The 22,518-nt window shown below is 65.7% G+C and carries 24 protein-coding genes; 3 read left to right on the top strand and 21 right to left on the bottom strand.

The window, feature by feature from the left end; translation table 11 throughout:
* Window positions 1-2 precede the first annotated feature (2 nt).
* From ACGTN6_RS16880 to ACGTN6_RS16850, 7 genes are all read right to left on the bottom strand, one after another.
* A complete protein-coding gene (locus ACGTN6_RS16880; protein WP_394593803.1) occupies window positions 3-329 on the bottom strand; it encodes a DUF7709 family protein in 327 nt (108 codons plus the stop codon).
* Between the two features lie 189 nt (window positions 330-518).
* Complete coding sequence (locus tag ACGTN6_RS16875) at window positions 519-779, bottom strand: helix-hairpin-helix domain-containing protein (protein ID WP_394593801.1); 261 nt, start codon at window positions 777-779, stop codon at window positions 519-521.
* A 67-nt stretch (window positions 780-846) separates the two neighbouring features.
* Entirely contained in the window at window positions 847-1,314 is a 468-nt protein-coding gene (locus tag ACGTN6_RS16870; protein ID WP_394593800.1) for a hypothetical protein, read from the bottom strand.
* 232 nt (window positions 1,315-1,546) lie between these two features.
* Complete coding sequence (locus ACGTN6_RS16865) at window positions 1,547-1,795, bottom strand: hypothetical protein (RefSeq protein WP_394593798.1); 249 nt, start codon at window positions 1,793-1,795, stop codon at window positions 1,547-1,549.
* 6 nt (window positions 1,796-1,801) lie between these two features.
* Window positions 1,802-2,476, bottom strand: coding sequence for an SH3 domain-containing protein (locus ACGTN6_RS16860; RefSeq protein ID WP_394593796.1), 675 nt, complete (start codon window positions 2,474-2,476; stop codon window positions 1,802-1,804).
* A gap of 445 nt (window positions 2,477-2,921) precedes the next feature.
* A complete protein-coding gene (locus ACGTN6_RS16855; protein ID WP_394593794.1) occupies window positions 2,922-5,642 on the bottom strand; it encodes a cation-transporting P-type ATPase in 2,721 nt (906 codons plus the stop codon).
* A gap of 145 nt (window positions 5,643-5,787) precedes the next feature.
* Window positions 5,788-6,789: a DMT family transporter gene (locus tag ACGTN6_RS16850; protein WP_394593792.1), complete on the bottom strand. Its 1,002-nt coding sequence runs from the start codon at window positions 6,787-6,789 to the stop codon at window positions 5,788-5,790.
* A gap of 125 nt (window positions 6,790-6,914) precedes the next feature.
* Here ACGTN6_RS16850 and ada point away from each other — a divergent pair, with 125 nt between their 5' ends.
* Window positions 6,915-8,033 (top strand): bifunctional DNA-binding transcriptional regulator/O6-methylguanine-DNA methyltransferase Ada, encoded by a 1,119-nt coding sequence (gene ada, locus ACGTN6_RS16845; RefSeq protein ID WP_394593790.1) that lies wholly within the window; start codon window positions 6,915-6,917, stop codon window positions 8,031-8,033.
* A gap of 185 nt (window positions 8,034-8,218) precedes the next feature.
* Here the strand turns inward: ada and ACGTN6_RS16840 are convergent, their stop codons facing one another.
* The 9 genes from ACGTN6_RS16840 to ACGTN6_RS16800 form a co-directional block, all read right to left on the bottom strand.
* Complete coding sequence (locus ACGTN6_RS16840; protein WP_394593787.1) at window positions 8,219-9,184, bottom strand: universal stress protein; 966 nt, start codon at window positions 9,182-9,184, stop codon at window positions 8,219-8,221.
* Window positions 9,181-10,845 (bottom strand): cation:proton antiporter, encoded by a 1,665-nt coding sequence (locus ACGTN6_RS16835; protein ID WP_394593785.1) that lies wholly within the window; start codon window positions 10,843-10,845, stop codon window positions 9,181-9,183. Before ACGTN6_RS16835 ends, ACGTN6_RS16840 begins: the two co-directional genes overlap by 4 nt.
* 69 nt (window positions 10,846-10,914) lie before the next feature.
* Entirely contained in the window at window positions 10,915-11,124 is a 210-nt protein-coding gene (locus ACGTN6_RS16830; RefSeq protein WP_394593783.1) for an alpha/beta fold hydrolase, read from the bottom strand.
* Window positions 11,125-11,217: 93 nt separating this feature from the next.
* Window positions 11,218-12,744, bottom strand: coding sequence for a sodium:solute symporter family protein (locus ACGTN6_RS16825; RefSeq protein WP_394593781.1), 1,527 nt, complete (start codon window positions 12,742-12,744; stop codon window positions 11,218-11,220).
* Complete coding sequence (locus ACGTN6_RS16820; RefSeq protein WP_394593779.1) at window positions 12,737-12,970, bottom strand: hypothetical protein; 234 nt, start codon at window positions 12,968-12,970, stop codon at window positions 12,737-12,739. The genes ACGTN6_RS16825 and ACGTN6_RS16820 overlap by 8 nt, the downstream gene beginning before the upstream one ends.
* A 54-nt stretch (window positions 12,971-13,024) precedes the next feature.
* Window positions 13,025-14,422: an amidase gene (locus ACGTN6_RS16815; RefSeq protein WP_394593777.1), complete on the bottom strand. Its 1,398-nt coding sequence runs from the start codon at window positions 14,420-14,422 to the stop codon at window positions 13,025-13,027.
* Between the two features lie 170 nt (window positions 14,423-14,592).
* Window positions 14,593-15,498, bottom strand: coding sequence for a LysR family transcriptional regulator (locus tag ACGTN6_RS16810; RefSeq protein WP_394593775.1), 906 nt, complete (start codon window positions 15,496-15,498; stop codon window positions 14,593-14,595).
* Window positions 15,499-15,501: 3 nt separating this feature from the next.
* A complete protein-coding gene (locus ACGTN6_RS16805) occupies window positions 15,502-15,999 on the bottom strand; it encodes a GNAT family N-acetyltransferase (RefSeq protein WP_394593773.1) in 498 nt (165 codons plus the stop codon).
* Window positions 16,000-16,129: 130 nt separating this feature from the next.
* The gene (locus ACGTN6_RS16800; protein WP_394593771.1) at window positions 16,130-16,789 is read right to left on the bottom strand and encodes a LysE family translocator; all 660 of its coding nucleotides are present in this window, start codon (window positions 16,787-16,789) and stop codon (window positions 16,130-16,132) included.
* An 80-nt stretch (window positions 16,790-16,869) separates the two neighbouring features.
* On the opposite strand from ACGTN6_RS16800, the gene ACGTN6_RS16795 reads away from it, so the two are divergent.
* On the top strand, window positions 16,870-17,805 hold the full coding sequence (locus tag ACGTN6_RS16795) for a LysR substrate-binding domain-containing protein (protein ID WP_394593769.1): 936 nt from the start codon (window positions 16,870-16,872) through the stop codon (window positions 17,803-17,805).
* Between the two features lie 105 nt (window positions 17,806-17,910).
* Entirely contained in the window at window positions 17,911-18,816 is a 906-nt protein-coding gene (locus ACGTN6_RS16790) for a cation diffusion facilitator family transporter (protein WP_394593767.1), read from the top strand.
* Window positions 18,817-18,885: 69 nt separating this feature from the next.
* On the opposite strand, the gene ACGTN6_RS16785 is transcribed toward ACGTN6_RS16790, so the two are convergent.
* From ACGTN6_RS16785 to ACGTN6_RS16765, 5 genes are all read right to left on the bottom strand, one after another.
* Window positions 18,886-19,362 carry a VOC family protein gene (locus ACGTN6_RS16785; protein WP_394593765.1) on the bottom strand — a complete coding sequence of 159 codons (477 nt, stop codon included), beginning with the start codon at window positions 19,360-19,362 and terminating at the stop codon, window positions 18,886-18,888.
* A 105-nt stretch (window positions 19,363-19,467) separates the two neighbouring features.
* The gene (locus ACGTN6_RS16780) at window positions 19,468-19,821 is read right to left on the bottom strand and encodes a DUF1428 domain-containing protein (RefSeq protein ID WP_394593763.1); all 354 of its coding nucleotides are present in this window, start codon (window positions 19,819-19,821) and stop codon (window positions 19,468-19,470) included.
* Window positions 19,818-20,195, bottom strand: coding sequence for a YciI family protein (locus tag ACGTN6_RS16775; RefSeq protein ID WP_394593761.1), 378 nt, complete (start codon window positions 20,193-20,195; stop codon window positions 19,818-19,820). The genes ACGTN6_RS16780 and ACGTN6_RS16775 overlap by 4 nt, the downstream gene beginning before the upstream one ends.
* A gap of 32 nt (window positions 20,196-20,227) precedes the next feature.
* Entirely contained in the window at window positions 20,228-21,049 is an 822-nt protein-coding gene (locus tag ACGTN6_RS16770; RefSeq protein ID WP_394593759.1) for a YciI family protein, read from the bottom strand.
* Window positions 21,050-21,164: 115 nt separating this feature from the next.
* Window positions 21,165-22,448, bottom strand: coding sequence for an RNA polymerase sigma factor (locus ACGTN6_RS16765; RefSeq protein ID WP_394593757.1), 1,284 nt, complete (start codon window positions 22,446-22,448; stop codon window positions 21,165-21,167).
* Between the last annotated feature and the right edge of the window lie 70 nt (window positions 22,449-22,518).

Raw genomic sequence — 22,518 nt, 5'->3', positions numbered from 1 at the left:
ACTCATCCTTGACGATCAAGATATTCTCTAGCGCACTCTCCGACGAATCTACGCCCAGGATTTGATCCGCCGATCCATTCATCTACGGAGAAAAGTTCAAAAAGGCCCACCTTGATTAGCGTAGGTACTGCAGCCTCCAGCTGTTTTTCCACGTCGCCACGCTCTCCCGCATTGTATAATGCGACGTTGCGCAGCATTGCAGCGACCGTTCCAGTCTGCACCCTGCTACCATCCTTCAGCGTAACGGCAGGTAACTGCTCTCCCTCGGCCAGAATCTTTTTATTGATCGAGCCGAGCTTATCCGTGTTTTCCGGCGACACTTCAGACACACAACCTCCTTCGCATCAACTCATCATCCATAGCAAAACTTATCACCGAAGATGGCATTATCATTTACGATTAACGATCATCATTGTACAGCATATCGCACAACAAAAGGCCTCAACCATGCTCACGACAAGCGCCAGCGGCATGCCATGGCCCAGTAGCGAGATACGGTAGCAAGAGATACGCCTGGATCATGACACCTCCTCTCTGGCCCTGATAATTGCCGCCTCGATAGCCGACTTGGCCTGGGGACTATTTTTCCAGCAGGTTGTCCCCAGCATTGAAGCAACCATTTCCACTATGTCATCTGCCCGACAAGATGCCAGCTGGGAGAGCGAGTCTATTCCGATTTGCTCGAATCGCTTCACAACGGTCGGGCCAACGCCCTTGACTGTCAGCAGTATCTCTCTATCAGCAACTGAAAACGCCACATCTCCTCCTTGAGCATACATGACGCCTCTCCCATCATGGTCGAACCGAAAATGGAGCGAAGGTCTCTTCTACCGGTGCCAGACGTGGTTACATGCTTTCACTGATGGCACGAATATCCTCAAGGTCCACCGCTCGGGAGAGCAGCGATTTATATCGAACGAGGTCTTCCCTGGTCATCAAGGGAAGTTCAATCCCCATCACAGACACGATCCTGCTGCGAGAAAAATCGATGTTTAGCGGAACCCATGTCTCGGCACCAGCATCGAAAATCCATGCACCGTCAGCGTTACCGACCTCAACCTTGATGCCTTTATACTTGAACTGTACGTAGGTGAGGTCCCAACCTTCCTCCTGACGATGAGCGGCCGCCTTGGAGACGTACTCCCGGCCACATCGTACTACCGTGGCAAAATATTCGCCGGGAACGAAAAGGTCGATGTCATTCAGATCACGCTCGGCGCCATATCCCTTGGCTGCGAGCCCGCCGCAGACCTGAAACGGGATACGTCTGTCGCTCAGTAACCCTACAATCCATTGGGCGGCCAAATGGTGCACGTCTCTTTCCTTCTATCGGAACAGTGGCCCGAGCGCGAAACCGAAAAGGGATGGGCGTACCAGCGCTTTCCAGGCGGCTCTCTCTCACATCCATTTGCCACTGCACCTTGATATCATACGGCACGATAAAAATCGCGGCTCGATCTGCAGGACGCAAGTCCAGGCCACCCCGCTTGTACACCGTGTGCCCTCGCCTATCCTCAGCACAGTACACTCACGTCTCTGCGGATCATCAGTATCGGCGCGCTAGCAGCGCTCGATACAGCGCCCACAGGGTGAGCAGAGCCAGGATGGGCCAAAGCAGCATCAGATCGACACGAATATTGGCCTCGGGGTCTTTGGCATACAGGCCCCAGGCGCCGGCTGCCACCAGCAGCGGACGTGGATGCCCCCGCAGTGCCAGGTAACCCGCAAGAAACGCCAAAGCAACTGCCAGGATGGCGAGCGGGCAGCCGACGAAAATCGAAACCAGCCATTGCATGGCAAATCAGCCGCCCAGCACCACGGCGTCGGGAATCTCGTAGCGCTCCTCACCAACGTGTATGACGGTCAGGTCGTCGATACGCTCGGCACGAAACTCGCCGGGGTCGGCCTCGCTGGTGCCGGCACCGATCGCCCGGCCCATGCGAAAGTACACCGATCGACTCATGCCGTCGGGCTTATCGATGACGACAGTGGCATATCCCCCACCGCTGCGGGCCACGCCGAATTCGCAGCGCATGGTGGGCTGGCCGCCCACCATGGAACACGGCAGGCTCCCGGTAGCATCGAACTCCCCTTGCCCGGCGCGCAGGGCCGAATCGTCAGGGCCGGAGGCCGGCGTACCGTCCGGCGATATGGCCGGCGTAAGGAAACTGGCGGCCACATAGCCTCGGGGTCCGCCGCCAAGCTGCTGGACATCGCACCAGGTACGCCCCTCGGCGGCCTGGCAGCCCAGGTTATCGAGCAGGGTACCGGCAGCATAGCGATCGACGATCGCCGCCGACAATGAGGGCGCCTCACGCAGGTTCAGTCCACCGGTGACCTCCTTCACCTGCCAGTTGCGCGGCCCTCCCTCCTCGGGCGCGGCCGGCACGCCACTGGCCTCATTGGCGCTCGCCAAGGCAGGCATCATCAGCGCCATGCTCAGCGTCAGCGGCATCACTACTCTACGGGAAATCATGGCCCACCTCCGTGTCGAAATCGTCAATGCGGGAAGCATACTGGTATCTTCTCTCGCCATGAGTCGTTTTCCTGCCCACCAGGAACCATGTCCAAGATCGACTCTTCAGGGCCATGATCGCCGAAAATGGCGCGGAAAACATCGAGGAAATCGTCTCGAAGGCTGAACCGATACCAGTGCATGTACGATCCCATGATGCATATGGCCGATCATGGTGCGGTAGGGCTCGTCCAGTGCTTGGCAGCGATGGGCGTCTCGACGGCGGCTGCCGGGAGCCTTGCTTGTCATGCATGTGACTGATGTACTTCGCCCTTCCCATCACGGTCCTGACACTGGCGGTGCTCAGCCTGCAAGAGCAGAAGCGTCGCTCTGGCAGGCTTCGCTGATCTCGGGGTTTGCTCGCCATCGCTGGAGCCATCGGCGAACTCTATTGGCGCCCCCTCCATCACGAGCGTCTAGCGAGGCGTCGCAGCCAGAGCTTTTCCACTTCCAGCACGGCGAATAGGCCGACGCCGATGAACACGATCTCGATGCCGTGGGCGAGATCCACCGGTCGGGTGTCGAAGAGTCCACTCATGAAGGGCGCATAGGTGAACATCAGTTGCAGTGCGGCCACCACGGCGACAGCGAGTATGGCGGCGCGAGAGCTGAACATACGCTCCCAGGTCAGCGAGGGCGTGCGCAGGAAGCGCACGCTGAACAGGTAGAAGATCTCCATCACCACCAGGGTGTTGACCGCATAGGTGCGCGCCTCCGCCAGACTGGCCCCGTCAGCCAGCGCCAGCCGGAAGATCCCGAACACGCCGGCCGCCATCAACAGTGCCACCAGGGCAATGCGCCACAGCAGGAATCCCGAGATCATGGCCTCGTCGGCGGGCCGGGGCGGGCGACGCATGGCATCCGGCTCGGTGGCCTCGAAGGCCAGCGCCATGGCCAGCGCCACGGAGCTGACCATGTTGACCCAGAGGATCTGCACCGGGGTAATCGGCAGTGTGAGGCCGAACAGCACCGCTACCAGGATGCTCATGGCCTCCCCACCGTTGATGGGCAGCAGGAAGACGATCGCTTTCTTCAGGTTGTCGTAGACGGTGCGCCCCTGCTCCACCGCGCGGACGATGGAAGCGAAGTTGTCGTCAGCGATGACCATCTCCGAGGCCTCCTTGGCCGCCTCGGTGCCCTTCTTGCCCATGGCGATGCCCACATCGGCCCGCTTCAGGGCCGGAGCATCGTTCACGCCGTCGCCGGTCATGGCGACGATGTCGCCCTGAGCCTGCAGGAGGGTGACCAGGCGCAGCTTGTGCTCGGGGCTGACTCGGGCGTAGACGTCCACGTCCCCGACCCGCCGAGCCAGTGCTTCGTCGTCCATGTGTTCCAGTTGCTGCCCGGTGATCACCTCGTCGGCGTTGGCCAGGTCGAGCTGGGCCGCGATGGCTCGGGCGGTGCCGGCATGGTCCCCGGTGATCATCTTGACCCGTATCCCCGCCTCGCGACAGTCGGCAACGGCGCGGATGGCCTCTTCCCGGGGCGGATCGATCAGGCCGACCAGGCCAAGCAGCACCAGGCCGGATGCCACATCGGCGAAGTCCACTTCCTGGGCATGGGACGGCATGGCCTTGCAGGCCACCGCCAGCACGCGCTGGCCGCCCGCCGCCAGCGCCTCGATGTGTCGCTCCCAGGCCTCGGGGTCCAACGTCTCCTCGCCCTGCTCGCCCCACACGGCCCGGCAGGCGCCCAGCACCGCCTCCGGCGCGCCCTTGACGTAGACGAAGGCCTCACCCCGGTGGTCGTGGTGCAGGGTGGCCATGAACTTGTGCTCGGCATCGAAGGGGATGAGGTCGGTGCGCGGGTTAGCGGCGCGCTCGTCGTCGGTCTCCAGGCCGCCCTTCAGGGCAGCGGCGATCAGCGCCCCCTCCATGGGGTCGCCGTGTACCTGCCAGTCGCCGTCCGAGCCTTCCAGGGTGGCGTCGTTGCACAGCAGGCCCGCCCGCAGCAGCCGCGTCAGCCCGGGGTGCCGGTCCGGGTCCAGGGGTACGTCGCCCTCCCGGAAGCCGCCGCGCGGGCGATAGCCCTCGCCCTCCACCGTGCAGTGGCCCGCGGCCGTGACCAGGCTTCGGACCATCATCTCGTTGCGGGTCAGGGTGCCGGTCTTGTCGGAGCAGATCACCCCGAGCGAGCCAAGCGTTTCCACCACCGGCAGGCGGCGGATGATCGCCTGGCGGCCGGCCAGGCGCTGGACGCCGATGGCCAGGGTCACGGTAAGGATGGCCGGCAGGCCCTCGGGGATGGCCGCGACGGCCAGGCCCACCACCGTCATGAAGGTCTCGCCAGGGGCCATGCCGCGCCACAGGGTGCCGAACAGGAAGATCAGGGCGGCCAGCCCCAGCACGGCGCCGGTCAGCCAGCGCGAGAAGGTCGCCATCTGGCGCAGCAGGGGCGTGGTGAGGGTCTCGACCTGCGACACCAGGCGGCTGATACGGCCGATCTCGGTGTCCGCCCCCGTCCCCACCACGATGCCGGTGCCCTGGCCGTGGGTCACCAGGGTGCCGGAGTAAGCCATGCCGAGGCGATCGCCGAGCACCGCCTCGCCCGCCACCGGGTCGGTGGCCTTCTCCTGGGCCACCGACTCGCCGGTCAGCGCCGCTTCCTCGATCTGCAGGCCCCGGGCGCGCCACAGCCGCATGTCGGCCGGCACCCGGTCGCCGGCCTGCAGCAGCACGATGTCGCCGGGCACCAGTTCCTCCGCCGAGAGCGTGTACTGGCGGCCGGCGCGCAACACCATGGCCCGGGCAGAGAGCATGGCGCGAATCGCACGCAGGGCATCCTCCGCCTTGCCCTCCTGGACGAAGCCGATAACCGCGTTCACCAGCACCACCCCCAGGATCACCACCGTATCGACCCAGTGGCCAAGCATGGCCGTGATCAGGGCCGCGCAGAGCAGCACGTAGATCAGCAGGTTGCGAAACTGGGCCAGGAATCGTTTCAGCGCACTGCGGGGCCGGGCCTCGGGCAGGCAGTTGGAGCCATGGCGCTCACGGCGGCGAGTCACCTCTGCTTCGTCCAATCCCCTCTCCGGCCCGACGGCCCAATGCTCCGCCACGGCCTCGGCCGGCCGGGCATGCCAGTCCGCTGTGGCCAAACGCGCTTGATCCCGCAATGCCTCGTTCATCGCCTACTCTCCCGCCGGCGCGTAGGAAATCGACGCCGAACGACGAGCGGCGTCCCTTTCTCCAATCTACCTCAGGGGTTGCTGGGGGCTCGCGACCTGGATCAAGGTTCGGTGGCGTTGCCCGGGCCGAGTCATGCTGGATGCGCTAACGCTTATCCACCCTATCCATCGCCTGGTAACGCCGGCCGCTTCCCGGTGACGTGCGATGCCCCCAGAAAGACGGCTTGGCGTTTCCGGGCACCCTGCGCCGCCAAAGTCGCCCGTCGATGGCGGAAAAGCCCAGCGCGATCAGCGCCATGCCTATGAAATGGGCCGCCTCCAATGTCTCGCCGAGGAAGACCGAGCCGAGCAGTATCGCCGAGACGGGAACCAGCAAGGTGACCAGCAGCAAGTTGGTGGCGCCTGACGATTCCAATATCTTGAAATAGAGAACATAGGCGATAGCAGTTGAAAGAACGGCAAGCCCAAGGATGGCTCCCCATGTCCCCAGACTGGGCTCTGAAACATCCAGAGGGCCGTCTACGGCCAGGGTGATCGGCGCCAGCACGAGGGCTGAAGCCGTGACCTGGCCAGCCGCCGTCGTCATGGGATTGATCGCCATTGCCTTGAACCTGCGGCCATAGCCCCCCGCACAGGCATAGGACAAGGTCGCGGCAATGACCGCTGCTTGAGCGATCAAGCGGCGGTCACCCTCGATAGCGGGTAGTCCGATCATCACGACGACCCCGATGAAGCCCACCATCACACCGGTAAGCTTCAAGGGGGTGGCGCGCTCGTCAGGCAACAGCAGGCCCGCGACGACGACGGTGAAGATGGGCGTCGCCGCGTTCAGAATCGATGCCAGTCCAGATGCGATCTGCGTTTGCCCCCAAACGATGAGGACGAAGGGAATGACATTGTTCAACAACCCCATTCCCAGGAATGCCGCCCAGACCCCAAGACGCCTTGGGGGGCGAAGCCCCAATGCCAGAGCGATGCCCCACAATGCTATCGCCGCCAGCCCGACTCTAAGCGTCACGATCGTCAATGGCGGCAAGTCCCCCACGGCCACACCGATGAAGAAGAAGGATCCTCCCCACAGCCCAGACAATGTGATCAGCATCGCCCAGCCACGAGCATCCATAGAGGCGTTTATCGTTGGTTTCATGATGATCACCGCTCCCGCGTCGATACGTGTGGAGAACACGTTAGCGGGCGATCACACCTCGAAACATCCGATTCTTGCCAGGACATCGTCATTACCAATGTCTCAGCAAGAATCGGATGGAAGCGTTGAGCGAAACCCGCTTTTATCACTGGTGTCACGATCGAATGATAGGTCCTGCCATGTCGATGCCATCTGAACGGGAAATGCGGGACGCGATAGCGGCAAGGGACGAGTCCCGTGACGGGCAGTTCTTCTACGGTGTCGTCACGACAGGCGTATTCTGCCAACCGTCCTGCTCTACACGCCCGGCCAGGGCCGAGAACCTGAGGTTCTTCCCTACGGTTGAAAGCGCCATGTCGTCAGGCTTCAGGCCTTGCAAGCGCTGCCAGCCCACTGAAGGCACGCCACGGGTGGCTCGACTGGTGGAGATCGCGCGTCATATCGAGCAGCATGCCGATGAACGGCTGACACTGGCTGACTTGGCCAAGATCGCCGGGCTGTCTCCTTCAAGGCTACAAAGAACCTTCAAGGCGGCTTTTGGCATTTCGCCGAAAGGCTATCAAGATGCCGTTCGCATGCGGTATTTCAAGCAATCCTTGAAGGAAAGCGACAGCGTGACCGATGCGATTTTCTCCTCTGGATTCGGTTCCATGAGCCGGGTCTACGGCGAAGCGTCCCGTAATATCGGCATGACGCCCAAGGCCTACCGAGCCGGTGGCGTCGGCGAGATGATCGCCTACGCCTGCCGAACCACTGCGCTCGGTCAAATGGCCATGGCAGCGACCGGAAAGGGAGTCTGTTTCGTCCAATTCGGTGATGACGCAGCGTCACTGCTCAACGCCCTGAAAGCCGAGTTCCCCCATGCGGAGTTGCGCGTTTCCCCGGCCCAGGATGCCCCTGAACTGGATGCCTGGATGGACGCCCTGGATCAGCATATCAGCCAAGGAGCTCCCAGGCCTGAGTTGCCCCTCAATATGCGAGGTACGGCGTTTCAAATGAAGGTCTGGCAGTTCCTGCTGAGCATCCGAGAAGGCGACGTACTCAGCTATGGTGAGGTGGCCGCGAAAATCGATCGGCCCAACGCCGTGCGGGCCGTCGCCTCAGCCTGTGCGAAAAACCGTATCGGCGTGCTGATCCCCTGCCATCGCGTCTTGAGAGGAGACGGAAGTCTTGGCGGATACCGCTGGGGACTGGAGCGCAAGCGTGCCCTACTCGATGCCGAGAGAGAACGTCGAATTGATTAGGCAATATCTGAAAAAGTGCCTCTTGGGGGCGGCGATGCGCAAGCTGATTCACATCGTTTTCAGGATCCTCAAGACACCAACCGAATACCGGCCACAAACCGCCTGATACGACGTTTGTGACCGGTTAGAAGAGAGGATATCTCGTCACAGCCAGACGGACGGGGATCAACGTCGCTCGGGCCGAGTCACGCCAGGGTGACCGGGGAGACGAACCCCGGCGGCTTCAACGCCAGCACCGAACACTGCAACTGGTGGAGCACCGCCTCGGCCGTGTTGCCGATGATGAAGCCGGGGATCCCGGTCCTCGCCACCGTACCCATCACCACCAGGTCCGCCTTCAGCTTTCCGACCAACTCAGGAATCTGCTTCTTCGCCGATCCCATGGGCAGGTGGACCCGGGGCGAGAGGTAGTCGTAGGCTTCTTCGCCGATACGCGCGCGGAGCCGATGGGTCAGCCTGTCCATGCCGATCTTGTGATGGGACGCTTCCATCTCGACGATGTGTCGCTCCATCCGATCGGGATCATTCGCCCAGAGGCCCACGAAACCGGCCTCCGGCGCATCCCAGGCATGCACCAGGTGCAGTTCGGCGAAGTCGGACAGGGCCAGGGAACTGGCGATATCCAGGATACCGTCGTTGAGCGCCTGTTCGCCGGGCATGTCATGGTGGACGTCGACATCGACGGCCGCGACGATACGCCGGTAGTCGGGCTTTTCCTCCGGCTTCATCAGCCAGACCGGGCAGGGACACTTGCGCATCAGGTGCATGTCGTCGCTGCCGAACAGCAGCCGGCTCCACTCCGGGTTCTCCGCCGTCTTGATCACCAGATCATGCTCGGCCCTGAGCACGGCCCGGATGACCTCGATGAAGCGGATACCGGTCAGCACCTCGATATGGCAGGCGAGCCGGTCGGCATGGGGTACGAGCAGCGATTCGATCCAGGCCCGGCGCTCGGCCATCACCCGATGCCTGGCCTCGACGGATGAGGACCCCGGCGATACGAGCGAGAGATCCAGCATCTCCTCGGGGACGACATCGATGAGGGTCAGCGTCGCCTGGTTGTTCTCGGCCAGGGAGACCGCCCGGGCGAGCCCCGCCTCCCGGGGCGCCGAGGGCTCGACGACATAGAGGATGTTCCGGAAACGATTCATGCGCTCTCCCCTTCCCGAGGTTCGACCGACGATTGGGAGGCCATCACGCGGATGGCCGCTTCCCTTGCCGCATCAGCATAGGGCACCAGCACCAGGTCCACGCCGTCTCGCTCGAAGCGTCGCGCCTCCCGACGATGGGAGACGGCGATGGCCACCTTGCCCGTGAACTCCTGCTGGCGCAGTCCGTGCAACAGCATGCGGTTGACGGCGGGATCCCGGAGGGTGCTGACGACCCAGCGCGCCCGGTTCAGCGGCAGGGTCGCCAGGAACTCCGGATCCTCCGCATCCCCGTAGCAGACCCGGTAGCGGTCGCGTACATGCTGCTGGACGGTGGTGGGATCGAAATCCACCGCCAGCAGGCGGCAACCCCGCGCCCGGAGATCCGCCGCGAGTGCCGCCCCGTAGCGCCCCAGCCCGATCAGCAGCACGTCCACCTCATTGTTGGCCTCGTCCAGGCTGTCGAGTTCCCGGTGCGGCACCTCGCGCTCGAAGATCGACAGCCGCGGCGCCAGGCGCTCATAGAGGGCATGGGAGTAAAGGATCATGTAGGTGGACACGCTGATGGTGATCATGCCGACCAGGGTGATCAGCCCCACCGTCTCCTGTTGCAGGTGCCCCAGGGTCAGCCCCATGGCCGCCAGGATCAGGGAAAACTCGCTGATCTGGGCCACCGTGAGCCCGGCGAGAAAGCCGGTCCGCTTGCGATAGCCCATATAGCCCATGATGGCCATGACGATCAGCGGATTGCCGATCAGCACGAAGAGCGACAGGATTGCCGAGGCACCGAGCTGGGCCCCCAGGGTGCCGAGGTTCAGGGTCGCCCCCAGCTCGATGAAGAAGAACAGCAGCAGGAAATCGCGCAGGCTCACCAGGCGGGAGGCCACCTGTTCGCGATAGGGAGTCGAGGCGATGGACACCCCGGCCAGGAAGGCTCCCACCTCCTTGCTGAACCCAAGGAATTCACCGGCCACGGCGCCGATGACGGCCCAGGCGATGGCGAACAGCATCAGCAGTTCCGAGGAATGAGCCAGACGATGCAACAGCCCCGGCAGTACGTAGCGCATCAGCAAGGCCAGCCCCACCAGCATGGACGCGCCCGTCAGCAGGACCTTCAGGGCTTCCCACCCCATGCTAGCGTCGCCGCCGGCCTGGCCGTAGGCGGTCAGGCCGATCATCACCAGTACCACCACGATGTCCTGCACGATCAGGAAACCGACCGCGATGCGACCGTGCAGGGAATCCACCTCCCGCTTGTCGGACAGCAGCTTGACGATGATGATGGTGCTGGAAAAAGTCAGGGCCACGGCCACGTAGAGGGCGGTCACCGGTGACATCCCAAGCCCCAGGGCGATGAGATAGCCCACTGCCGAGGTAAACACCACCTGCCCCAGACCGGAGGCGAGCGCCACCGGCCCCACGCTCCGGATGATATGCAGGTCGAGCTTCAGCCCTACCACGAACAGCAGCAGGGCGATGCCCAACCGAGCGAACAGCTCGATCTCGGTGCGCTGCTCCACCAGGCCCAGCCCCGATGGCCCGAGCAGGATGCCCACCCCGATGAAGGCGACAATCAGCGGCTGGCGCAGCCACTGGGCGAGTACCCCTCCCAGCACGGCGAGGCCGAGAACCATCCCGATCTGGGCAAACACACTCTCGAGCATGACGGCCACCCTCGCAGCGAGCAGAACAACATCCTGATTGCTCTTACTTTTCAGGCCACATCGCAGCCTTCACTCGAGACTATAATCTAGCCCGTCACGCGCCATTTGGCTCGATGAGATCGAGAGACGGCCGGCGCCGGGAATTATCTCGAGGCTCGAGCCCGGCAGCCGCTCGTGAATTCGCTGCGAGAACGGCACCGGCAGCGAGCGATCCTCCTCGCCCACGATGACCAGCGACACCGGGATGAGGGTCTCGGGGCGGATGGTGGCGGCGAACATCAGCCTTGCCAGGGGCTTCAGCAGCGGGCGAAGCTCGAGTGAGTGCGCGGGGCCGGGCGTCGATTGCCCTCGGCCCCGTCCACGGCCGCAGGGTTACTCGCGGCCGAGAACGCTGGCTTCGACGGCACGCCCCTTCTCCGCGCCGCCCAGCCGAGTCAGGCCATGGGGTGCGGCAATGCGGAAAAAGCGCTCTACCACCTCGTGCGGCGCCGGCCTGGTGGCCAGTGACACCGCCACGAACACCGGCAAGTTGAGCATCAGTCCCCAGAAGCCGGCGTGAATGCCCAGCGGATGCTTCCACACGGTAGTAAAGGCCGTGGTCACCACGAAACCGCTGACGATGCCGGCCATCACGCCAAGCCTGGAGGCGCGCGGCCACAGGAACATGCCGATGAAGGCCGGCAGCACCTGGGTGGCGAAGCCCAGCCCCACCAGCAGGATCATCACCAGACTGCCCGGCTCGGCGATCGCCAGCGGGGCGATCACCAGCGCCATCAGCGGCATGATCATCCAGCGCGCCAGCTTGCCGGTACACGCCTCGGACAGGCCCAGCAGCGGCTGAACCACGTCCTTGCTCCAGGACAGCGCCACCGAGTGGATGAACGGTTCGCTGGAAGACATCGATGCCGCCAGCGTGCCGGCCCCCAGCAGCCCCACCAGCCATACCGGCAGGAACTGCATGGCGTACTCCAGCACCACGGTGTCGGTGCGGGCCAGGTCAGGCAGCGCGAAGATGCCAATGAAGCCCACCACCACCATCGGCAGGATGACCACATAGTAGGTCGGCAGCCAGGTGGCGCTGCGGCGAATGGTGCGCGCCGAGGAAGCGCTCATCCACTGAGTCCACACGGGCGGCATGAAGGAAAACATCGAGACGATGACCGAGGTGGTCCAGAAGCTGAAGCTCATGTCACCACTGGCCCCGGGCAGAGTCAGGAACTCACCGTGCTCGGCCTGCAGCCGCGCGAACAGTGTGCCGACATCGAGCCCGCCGGTGGCGCCATGCAGTGCCCATAGCCCCACCGCCCAGGCCACCACCAGCATCAGCACGCCCTGGAAGGCGTTGGTGCGGCCGATGGCCCGCTGGCCGCTGACGAACAGATAGACGGCGATGCAGGCCAGCACCAGCGGCACGCCCAGCCACACCGGAATCGCCCCGCCGCTCATCACGTTGAGGATGTAGGCGGAGCCAATGGTCTGCAGCACCGCATAGGCGATCGAGCCGATCGACATCACCAGCGAGGCCAGGGCGCCCAGCAGCGGACTCTGGTAGCGGTCGGCGATGGCGCTGGCCTGGGTGACATGGCCGAAGCGCTCGCCGAACTGCCACACCTTGGGGCCAACGTACCAGGCCACCAGCGCCAGGTAGGCCAGGTAGACGGCCACATAGAATACCGGCACGCCCTTGGCATAGGCCCAGCCCGGTGCGCCCATGAAGGTGTAGGCGCTGACGCTGCCGGCGGCGATCAGCAGGTAGAGCGTCACCGGACCCATGCTGCGTCCGGCCACGCCCCACTCCTCGAGGCTGTTCATGCGCCGCCCGCCCCGGGCGCGCAGGCCGATGACCATGGCAATGGCCACATAGGCCAGGGTGATGAGAAGCGGCCAAGGGCTAGTCATGCTTGCCCTCCTGGCGATCGAGCACGCGGTTGGCGATCAGCATCACGGCGAAGCAGGCGAAGATGACCACATAGCTCCACACCACCAGCAGCGGCAGGCCCAGCACCAGTACGGCGCGATTCACCCAGCCGATCACCGGCCAGATACCCGCCGCGATCACGGCGACGAAGGCGATCAATAGCCCCCAGCCGGCGCGGCTGGTGGGCAGTACGACGAAACGGGACATGGCGAGATTTCTCCCACGGTGACGATATGAATGCCTGAACGCTGGATTCGGACCTTACTGCGATGAGGGCGGCGACGGCCAACGCGGCGCGAGCGCCAGGTGCGTCTCCAGCGACTTGCCCAGCTTGAGCACCAGGTGGTCGGCGAAGCGCGGGCCGATCAGTTGCACGCCGAGCGGCATCCCTTCGCGCGAGAAACCGGCGTTGAGCGACAGCGCCGGCTGCTCCCCCATGTTCCATGGCACGGTATAGACGATGTGCTCGAAGGGCCGGCGCGGGTCGTTGGTCGGCGACGGCCAGTCGGCGGGAAAGGTCACGTTGGGGGTGGTGGGAGAGATCACCGCGTCGACGTCGTCGAACACCGCCTCGGTGGCGCGGCGCATGGCCAGGGTCTGCTCGAAGCCGTGCACCGCTTCGACGCCGTCGATCCGCCCGCCGTCGTCGGCCCAGGCGAGGATCGCCGGCAGAACCCGTTCGCGCTGCTCGGGCGCAAGCGCTGCCAGGGCGCTCCACTGGCGCACTCGCCAGAAGCGATCCAGGCCGTCGAGCATCTCGCGGGTCAGCACCGGCGCCAGCGGCACCAGGGCGGCCCCGGCGGCCTCGAGCCGGGCGGCGGCAGCTTCCACGGCGCAAGCGATCTCGTCGTCCAGCGGCAGACCGCAGCCGGCGTCCATCATCACGCCGATGCGCAGGCCGGCCACGTCGAGCTCGAGATTCGTCCAGTCGATCGTCTCCGGCGGCAAGCGCGTGGCGTCGCGGCGGTCGGTGCGTGCCAGGGCCGTCATCATCAGGGCGGCATCGTCGACGCTACGCGTCATGGGGCCGGCGCAGCGCCCCACGTAATAGGGATCGATGGGAATCCGCCCCTGGGTCGGCTTGAAGCCCACCACGCCGCACCAGGCGGCCGGTAGGCGCACCGAACCGCCGATGTCGGTGCCCACGTGCAGTGGCCCGTAGCCGGCCGCGGCGGCCGCCCCCGCCCCGGAGCTGGAGCCACCGGTGTTGCACTCGAGGCGCCAGGGATTTCGGGTCAGGCCGTGAAAGGAGGACAGCCCCGAGGAGAGCATGCCGAAATCGGGACAGGTGGTCTTGGCCAGCAGCAGGGCGTCATCCTCGGCCAGGCGCGCCGCCGGCGGGGCATCTTCGCTGGCCGGGGCCAGCTCACCGAGGCCTGTGCCGCTCGGCACCGGCAGGCCACGGGTGGCAATCAACTCCTTGAGGGTGACGGGCACGCCGTCAAGCGGGCCACGCGGCGCAGCCCGTGCCCAACGGTCGCTCGAGGCCTGGGCCGCCGCCAGGAAGGCATCCGCCCGGAAACCGTAAAGCGCGTTGAGATGCGGCTCCCAGCGATCGATGTGCTGGACCAGGGCCTCGGCGACATCCAGCGGCGAGAGCATCTTCCGGCGATAGGCCGCCAGCAGCTGGGTGGCCGTCATCAAGTGGAGATCTGTCATGAACGCTTCCCTGTCTTGTTATTGGTGCCTTCAGCTTGGCGCCGCCCGGTGTCTCTCGCTATTACAATTACGATGCCAGGGCGTCCACTTTTTGTGTGCACGCATTATCCACCCTCCTCCATTGCCCATTGCCGCCGTTCCCTTCCGCTGCTGGTTGCCACCGCGGCCGGTCAGTCTCGTTCTCCCATCCCCTGTAGCGCCGATGCCAGCAGCCCCAGACAGGCCTCGGTAGCGAAGCTCCGCTGACGATGCCGGTGCAGGCAAAGATCGAGCCGGGTGCGCGGCAGCTCGCCAGGCGCCAGCGGCACGCTGGCGAGTTGGCCGTCGCGGCACTCCCGGGCCACCGCCATGGGCGGCAGAATCAGCAGCGCGGCGCCGGCCATGGCCAGGGCCTTCTGGGTCTCCAGGGAGGCGGCATGGAAGGTCGGCGTCAGGGTCACGCCTCGGTGACGAGCCGCCTCGTCCAGCGCCTGGCGCGCCCCGTAATGCTCGGCGGGCAGCGCCAGGGGATACTCGGCGAGCTGTGCCAGGCGCAGCTCGCCCGCCCCGGCTAGAGGATGGCTCGAAGACATCACCGCGTGGTGCTCGAGACTGCCGCTGGCAAACGGCTGGATGTCATCGTGGCGCGGCATGAAGAAGGTCAGGCCGATGTCGGCGTCACCGCGGCGCAAGGCCTCGACGATCTCGCCGGCGCTGGCGATCTGGATATCGAAGCACAGCCGTGGATGGCGCTCGCTCAATTCGGCCAGCGTCGGCGCCAGCAGGCCGGCGACCACCCCCTCGGCCACTCGCAGGCTGACCCGACCGGTCCGCAGCCCCTTGAGGTCGGCGATATGCTCCTGCACCCGCTCGAGATCGCGCAGGGTGCGCCGGGCCTGCACGGCCAGCAACTCTCCCGCGGCGGTGAGGCGAATGCCGCCGGGCCCGCGCTCGAGCAGCGGCGCTCCGAGCTGATGCTCCAGCAGGTCGATCTGGCGGCTGATCGCGGTGGGCGCGATGTGCAGGCGCCCGGCAGCCTCGCGCAGCGAGTGGCTATGGGCCACGACGTCGAAGTAGCGCAGGGCTCGCCAGTGCATGGCTCAGCCTGCCGGCGCGTCAGTCGGCGCCGAGACGTCGCGCCGCATGATGGTCACCGCCTCGCCGCGATATTCTCGCTCCTCGACGTCCCGCCAGCCGAGCCGCCGATAGAGTGCCTGCTGGTCTGGCGTGTAGAGATAGAAGCGCTCGACGCCGTGGGCCCAGGCCTCTTCTTCCACCCGCCGCACCAACCGTGAGGCGATGCCACGGCCGCGCCACTCGGGCAGCACGTAGACCGAGGCCAGCCAGGGCGTCAGCTCGCGGCGGTCGCTCATGTCATCGACCACCAGGCTAGCCATGCCCACCGGCCGCTCATCGTCCATGACGGCAAACACCGAGGGCACGCCGGCCGGGCCACAGTCGGCACGAAAGTGCGCGATGGCGGCGGCGAGATCCTGGCCGGGGTTCAGGTGGCCCCATTCGGCGTGGGTCCAGCCGGCCAGGGTGGCAACATGCGGCGAATGAGCGTCGATACGGACGAGAGGCAGGCCTGAGTCCATGGCAAAATTCCTGTCGAGGTGGCGTGACGTGGCCAGGCGGCGTGCGGCCGGCCCGGCAAAACGCCACAGTATCCCCGTTCTGGCCGATGCTAGCCAGGGGCGTTCTCCCCTGCCTGGAGCTCGCCGCGGCTCAACCGCTGGCCAGCAGCTTGATCCCCAATCCCGACAGGCAGAGACCCACGATTCGCTCGATCCAGGCGGTGATGCCGCGTATGCGTGCCTGGAGAGCCGGCAGGGTGAGCACGGCCGCCACTACGGCAAACCATGTCATATGACAGGCAATGACATAGAGGCCGTAACCCAGCTCGACATCGAGCGGCGTGCGGGGCGATACCACCTGGCTGAACAGCGAAACGATGAACAGCATGGTCTTGGGATTGAGGGCATTGCAGGCAAAGCCCATCCAGAACACCGACCCTCGAGCGGATCGTCCCATCGCCGGGCGCCCTTCGTCACCTGGCGGACGTTCGCTGACGTTCCCCGGGAGCCGAGCCCGGATGTCGGGCCAGAACGCCGACAGTCCTAGCCAGATCAGGTAAGCGGCCCCCAAGTAGCGCAGCAGCGACAATATCCAGGCCTGACTGGCGAACACCACGCCCAACCCAAACAGGGTATAGGCCAGGTGAACCGAAACGCCGCAGCCGATGCCAATCGCGCACCACACTCCGGCACGCCTACCCCGTACCAGCGCCACCCGGGTGACCATGGCGAAATCGGGGCCAGGACTGATGACGGCCAGGCCGGTGATGATGGCAACGGCAATGATCTCGGCTTGGGCAATGCTATCCATGTCTGCTCCCTTGCGTTGTTGGCGACAGGAGTATGAAATCAACCGGGCACGCGGAAAATCGAAAATCATTCGGATACGTTGTGAGCGAACGTCACAGAAAACGACAGCTGCCCCCGCTGGCCCCACTGCCGGCATTCGAGGCGGCCGCCCGTCATCAAAGCTTCTCGCGCGCCGCCGAGGAACTGCACCTGACCCATGGCGCAATCAGCCGGGCAGTGGCCCAACTCGAACAGCGCCTGGGCGTTCAACTGTTCGTCCGGCGGCGCCGCAGGGTGTATCTCACCCTGGCGGGAGAGCGGCTGATGCGGGTCACGAGCGATGTGCTCGATCGTCTGGACGACGCGGCCGAAACGCTGCGCCGACATGAAGGAAGCTCGCCGATCCTGACCGTTTCCTGCGAACCGAGCCTGGGCATGCGCTGGCTGATGCCGCGCCTGGGAATATTTCGCACGCTAAATCCCGATCTCAATATCGACCTGAGGCTGGCGGGAGGCCCGATCGACCTGCTGGAAAGCGGCTGCGACGCCGCGATTCGGCACACCAGTTTCGCCCTGCCAGACCGCGACGTGGTCACCCGGCTGTGGCCCGAGTATGCCGGGCCGGTATGCGCGCCCATCTGCTGGGAGACGGCCATTGGCCGCGACCTTTCCCGTGCCAGGTGGCTACACAGTCGCACGCGCCCTGAGGCCTGGCGCGACTGGCAGCGCGAGAGCGGCTATCAGGGGTCGCCGGACAGCGAGCAATTCTTCGATCACTTCTTCTTCGCCCTCCAGGCGGCGGTCGACCGTCTGGGGACCGCAATCGGTCCGCTGCCACTGGTCGACGATGACTTGCGGTCTGGCAGGCTCATCGCGCCCATGGGCATGGTGGCAACGGGATACGATTACGTGCTGCTCACCCGGGACTCGCCCGACGCCGATCCTCGCATCGCACGCTTTTCGGCCTGGCTGATGCAGCAGGCGCAGGACCTTTCGGCAAGCACCGGGCACGACAGTCTAGCGACGGATTCGCGGTAGCCACGGGCATGCATGGAGCACCAGGCGAGGCACGGCCAGAATGCTGTGGCCAACCGCTGATGCCGCGCACTAGACTCGAGGGCTCGGTCACCAGGGAAGATGTCCATGTCCACCAGCCTCGAACAGCGCGCGCTCAAGCTCTCCATCATGATGACCCTGCTGGTCTCGAGCCTGGGGGTCGCCTTCGGCCTGCTGGCCGGCTCCCGCTCGATCCTCTTCGACGGGGTCTTTTCGACCATCGATGCGGCCATGTCAGCCCTGGCGCTGGTGGTGACGCGACTGATCGCCCGCGAGGTCAGCCAGCGCTTCCAGCACGGCTACTGGCACCTGGAGCCGCTGGCGGCGGCGCTCAACGGCTCGATCCTGCTGCTGCTGTGCTTCTACGCCTTTCTCAACGCCATCCAGGGGCTGATGGCGGGCGGCCACGAACTGGCCTTCGGCGTGGCCATCGTCTATGCGGTGGTGGTGGCCGCGGTGTGCTTCTCCATGACCGCCTACCAGCGCCGGCTCAACCGCGACGTCGGCTCCGAGTTCGTGCGCATCGACATGCACGGCTGGCTGATGGCGGGCCTGATCACCGGTGCGCTGCTGGTGGCCTTCGTGATCGCGCTGATTCTCGAGCGCACCCCTTACGCCTATCTCACGCCCTACGTCGACTCGCTGCTGCTGGCGATCCTGACCCTGGCCTTCCTGCCGGTGCCGATCGGCATCGTGCGCCGGGCCATGAAGGAGGTGTTCCTGATCGCACCGAGCGCGGTCGACCGCGAAGTGCACGCCGCTATGGCGCCGGTAATGGCGCGCGACGGCCTGCTGGAATACAGCAGCCACGTGGCCAAGGCCGGCCGCGGGCACTTCATCGAGATCCATATCGTCACCCGGCCCGACTTCGCCGCCGAGCGCGGCGTGGCCGAGCTCGACGAGGTCCGTGCGGCCATCGCCGCGGGGCTGAGCATTCCCGCCGAGCACCGCTGGTTCACGGTGTCGTTCACCGCCGATCCGGCCTGGACCTGAGCCGGCCACGCCACCTGCCTCCGGGGAGGCGTGACCGGCCCGCGAGTGAAGTGGGCTGGCGTCCTGCCCTTACCCGCCGTCCGCGGCGCGCTCCAAGTCAGCGATGACGAACTTCTCCATCCGCATCATCGCCTCCATGGCGCGCCGGGCCCGCCCGGGATCGGGGTCGCGCATCAGCTCGTGCATGCGCACGGGCACCACCTGCCAGCGCAGCCCCCAGCGATCCTGGAGCCAGCCGCACTGGATGGGGCTACCGCCCTCGCTGAGGGCGTTCCAGTAGTGGTCCACTTCTGCCTGGTCGGCGCAGTCGATGTGCAGCGAGATCGCTTCGGTGAAGGGCATGCCGGGCCCGCCGTTCATCGCCAGGTAACGCGCCCCATCGAGGACGAACTCCACCAGCAGCACCTCGCCGGCCGGCACGCTCGGGGTGTCGACCGGCGAGTGCACCACCCGCTCGATGCGGGAATCGGGGAATACCGAGACGTAGAAGCGGGCTGCCTCTTCCGCCTGGCCATCGAACCACAGGAAAGGCGTGATCCGGTGCATATCGCGTCCTCCCGGCAGGCACCCGCCTGCCACTGAATCGTAGAAAATGGCTTGAGAGACACCGGCCGGCGACGCGCCCCGGCCGGCATGCATAGACGACATCGTCTATTCGACGACGACCATCTCGAAGCCCCCATAGATCAGCCGCTTGCCGTCGAAGGGCATGGGATTGGCCTCCGGCGACAGGCGCGGGTCCTCCATAATCCGGGCCATGGCCTGGTCGCGAACCTCCCGAGACGGCCAGTGCACCCAGGAGAACACCACGCTCTCGTCGGGCTTGCGCTTCACCGCCATCGTGAAGGAGGTCACCTCGCCTTCCGGGACGTCGTCGCCCCAGCATTCCACCACCTTGAGGGCACCATACTCCTTGAACACCTCCGCTGCTTTCCTGGCATGTTCGATGAAGGCCTGCCGGTTGGCGGTAGGCACGGCAGCCACGAAACCATCCACGTAGTTCATGAGGGATCTCCCGTCTCGTCTTTGGGGGGCAGCTCGCGCACCGGGCGAACCTCGATGGTGCCCAGTCGCGCCGGGGGAATGCCCCCGGCCAGGCGCAGCGCCTCGTTGAGGTCGCGGGCCTCGAGCAGATAGAAGCCGGCCAGCTGCTCCTTGGTCTCGGCGAAGGGGCCGTCGGAGACCAGCGTCTCGCCGTCGCGTCGACGCACGCTGGTGGCGCTTTCCACCGGCTGCAACGCCCGGCCGGTGACGAAATGGCCCTGCTCGGTCAGGCGCTCGACGCAGCCCAGACATTCCTGGTTGAGGTCGTGCCAGTCGCGCTCGGACATAGCCTCGATCAACTGCTCCTGGTAATACACCAAGGCGACGTACTGCATGCCTTCCTCCTTGTGTCGTCGACACGCTGGGATCACGGACACTGCTCGCTGGGCGTGGCGACCATCCACTGCACGCCGAAGCGGTCGGTCGCCATGCCGAAGCCCTTGGCCCAGAAGGTGGCCTCGAAGGGCATCTGCACCTGGCCGCCCTCGGCCAGGCGTTGGAACACCTCCGCCGCCTGGTCGACGTCCTCATAGTCGAGGAACACCTGGGCCCCCTGGGGCGCCTGGTAGCAATCGCCCAGCATGTCGGCGCCCATCAAGCGATGACCGCGAACATTGAGCGAGGCGTGGGCGATCCGATCGTGCCACTCGGCCGGCACCTCGGCGGCGGCCGGAGTCTCGCCGAAGGTCAGCATCGCCTCCAGGTGGCCGCCGGTGACCTCGGCGTAGAAGGCCATTGCCTCGCGGCAGTTGCCCGCAAAACTGAGGTGCACCTGAAGCCCACGGGGCAGTCTGGCCTGGGCGACGTGCCGCTCCAGCCCGTCGCCGGGCTCGAAGTCCTGCATGGTAAAGTAGCGGCGCAGTTCCAGGGTGACGTGGCCATCGCCGTCCTCCGGGGGCCACTGCCTGGCCCACTCGATGGCCTCTTCCAGGGAGTCGACCTCGAGCACGCTGTAGCCCGCCAGCAGCTCCTCGGTGGCCGCGAAGGGCCCCTGGACGACCCGCGGCTCACCGTCGCGAAACGCGATCCGGCAGCCCTCCCCGCTGGGACGCAGACCGTCGCCAGTGACGAAGACGCCGGCGCGGATCATCCGCTCGTTGTAGTCCGACATGGCCTTCAGCAGCTCCTGGCTCGGCAGCTCGCCCGCCTCGGTGGCCGCGTCGGCCTTGCGCATCAGCATGTAGCGCATGACATCGTTCCTCCTGCCTGTGGGGACCTCTCGCCCGGTGTTGCTTCGCCGGTGAGATAGTCAGGAGTCGCGCGGCGAACAGGCGAATCGACAGCCCGGCGAATTTTTTTTTTCGTTACGCCGGCGAGCCGCGGCCATGGGCGGCGCCGACAGAGGGGGGAAGCGCGGCATCGCCAGGGGCGAGGGCTTCCAGCTCCGCCAGGCGACGCTCCAGGAAGCGCCGCTCGGGTTCCTGCACCGTCAGCGCCAAGGCCCGCTCATAGGCATGACGAGCCGCCTCGCGGTGACCGGCACGCCGATGCAGATCGGCACGGGCGGCGTGGAAGAGGTGGTAGTCGACCAGTTGATGGTGCTCGGCCAGCGCCTCGAGCAGTGCCAGGCCGGCCTCGGGCGAATCGTGCATCGCCACGGCCACCGCGCGATTCAGTTCGATGACCGGGGAAGGCTGGCGCTGCTGCAAGGCTCCGTAGAGCATCACGATACGCCGCCAGTCGGTGGCCTCGGCGCTTCCCGCCTGGGCATGCACCGCAGCAATGGAGGCCTGCAGGGTATAGGGATCGGTGGGCGTCAGCGCCAGGGCCCGCTCCAGCCAGGCCATCCCGGCCTGGATCTGCCGAGCATCCCAACGGCGGCGATCCTGTTCTTCCAGTGGCACCAGCTCGCCTCGCGCGTCCTCTCGCGCCTCGCGGCGAGCATGATGGAGTCGCATCAGGGCCAGCAGGCCGAACACCTCGCCCTGGGGCAGCAGGTCGGCGAGGGCCTCGCCCAGGCGGATCGCCTCGTCGGCCAGGTGCACGTCGACGACCCGGTCGCCGTCGCTGCACGAATAGCCCTCGTTGAAGATCAGGTAGATCACCCCCAGCACGCCGGGCAGCCGTGTCGGCAGCTCGGCGGCATCGGGCACCTCGTAGGGAATGCCGGCGTTGCGCAACCGGCGCTTGGCGCGAACGATGCGCTGGGCCAGCGAGGCCGGGCGCTGCAACAGCGCACTGGCGACCTGCTCGGTGGTCAGCCCGGCCATCTCGCGCAGGGTCAGTGCCAGGCGGTCGGACATGGACAGCGCCGGATGGCAGCAGGTGAACAGCAGCCGCAGAGGGTCGTCCGCGATGTCACGGGCTTCCTCCCCCTCACCCTCGTCGGGCACCAGCAGGTGGGCATGTTGGCGGGCCGTCTGGCGACGCCGGATCTGATCGATGCCGCGGCGATGGCCGACCCGGATCAGCCAAGCGACCGGCGCGTCGGGCACACCTTCCCCCGGCCAGCGGGCGACGGCCGCGGCGAAGGCGTCGTGCATGGCCTCCTCGGCGGCATCGAAATCGCCGAGGCGGCGAATCAGCGTCGCCCGCACGCGGGGAGCGTGCCGGCGATAGAGAGACTCGATGGAGACCTGGACCTGCATGGCGATAGCGCTCCCGGGGCCGTTCCCTGGCACGGCGGCCATGGCCAAGCCCGACACGGCCATGTCACAA

The organism is Halomonas sp. B23F22_20, assembly GCF_043496985.1.
Lineage (GTDB): Bacteria > Pseudomonadota > Gammaproteobacteria > Pseudomonadales > Halomonadaceae > Halomonas.
This window is presented reverse-complemented; position numbering and strand designations above follow the sequence as displayed.

Excerpts from the sequence above, each read along its gene's own strand:
- ACGTN6_RS16875 (WP_394593801.1), bottom strand. The coding sequence starts at position 779 with ATGTATGCTCAAGGAGGAGATGTGGCGTTTTCAGTTGCTGATAGAGAG.
- ACGTN6_RS16865 (WP_394593798.1), bottom strand. The coding sequence starts at position 1,795 with ATGCAATGGCTGGTTTCGATTTTCGTCGGCTGCCCGCTCGCCATCCTG.
- ACGTN6_RS16860 (WP_394593796.1), bottom strand. The coding sequence starts at position 2,476 with ATGATTTCCCGTAGAGTAGTGATGCCGCTGACGCTGAGCATGGCGCTG.
- ACGTN6_RS16855 (WP_394593794.1), bottom strand. The coding sequence starts at position 5,642 with ATGAACGAGGCATTGCGGGATCAAGCGCGTTTGGCCACAGCGGACTGG.
- ACGTN6_RS16850 (WP_394593792.1), bottom strand. The coding sequence starts at position 6,789 with ATGAAACCAACGATAAACGCCTCTATGGATGCTCGTGGCTGGGCGATG.
- ACGTN6_RS16840 (WP_394593787.1), bottom strand. The coding sequence starts at position 9,184 with ATGAATCGTTTCCGGAACATCCTCTATGTCGTCGAGCCCTCGGCGCCC.
- ACGTN6_RS16835 (WP_394593785.1), bottom strand. The coding sequence starts at position 10,845 with ATGCTCGAGAGTGTGTTTGCCCAGATCGGGATGGTTCTCGGCCTCGCC.
- ACGTN6_RS16830 (WP_394593783.1), bottom strand. The coding sequence starts at position 11,124 with ATGTTCGCCGCCACCATCCGCCCCGAGACCCTCATCCCGGTGTCGCTG.
- ACGTN6_RS16825 (WP_394593781.1), bottom strand. The coding sequence starts at position 12,744 with ATGACTAGCCCTTGGCCGCTTCTCATCACCCTGGCCTATGTGGCCATT.
- ACGTN6_RS16820 (WP_394593779.1), bottom strand. The coding sequence starts at position 12,970 with ATGTCCCGTTTCGTCGTACTGCCCACCAGCCGCGCCGGCTGGGGGCTA.
- ACGTN6_RS16815 (WP_394593777.1), bottom strand. The coding sequence starts at position 14,422 with ATGACAGATCTCCACTTGATGACGGCCACCCAGCTGCTGGCGGCCTAT.
- ACGTN6_RS16810 (WP_394593775.1), bottom strand. The coding sequence starts at position 15,498 with ATGCACTGGCGAGCCCTGCGCTACTTCGACGTCGTGGCCCATAGCCAC.
- ACGTN6_RS16805 (WP_394593773.1), bottom strand. The coding sequence starts at position 15,999 with ATGGACTCAGGCCTGCCTCTCGTCCGTATCGACGCTCATTCGCCGCAT.
- ACGTN6_RS16800 (WP_394593771.1), bottom strand. The coding sequence starts at position 16,789 with ATGGATAGCATTGCCCAAGCCGAGATCATTGCCGTTGCCATCATCACC.
- ACGTN6_RS16790 (WP_394593767.1), top strand. The coding sequence starts at position 17,911 with ATGTCCACCAGCCTCGAACAGCGCGCGCTCAAGCTCTCCATCATGATG.
- ACGTN6_RS16785 (WP_394593765.1), bottom strand. The coding sequence starts at position 19,362 with ATGCACCGGATCACGCCTTTCCTGTGGTTCGATGGCCAGGCGGAAGAG.
- ACGTN6_RS16780 (WP_394593763.1), bottom strand. The coding sequence starts at position 19,821 with ATGAACTACGTGGATGGTTTCGTGGCTGCCGTGCCTACCGCCAACCGG.
- ACGTN6_RS16775 (WP_394593761.1), bottom strand. The coding sequence starts at position 20,195 with ATGCAGTACGTCGCCTTGGTGTATTACCAGGAGCAGTTGATCGAGGCT.
- ACGTN6_RS16770 (WP_394593759.1), bottom strand. The coding sequence starts at position 21,049 with ATGCGCTACATGCTGATGCGCAAGGCCGACGCGGCCACCGAGGCGGGC.
- ACGTN6_RS16765 (WP_394593757.1), bottom strand. The coding sequence starts at position 22,448 with ATGCAGGTCCAGGTCTCCATCGAGTCTCTCTATCGCCGGCACGCTCCC.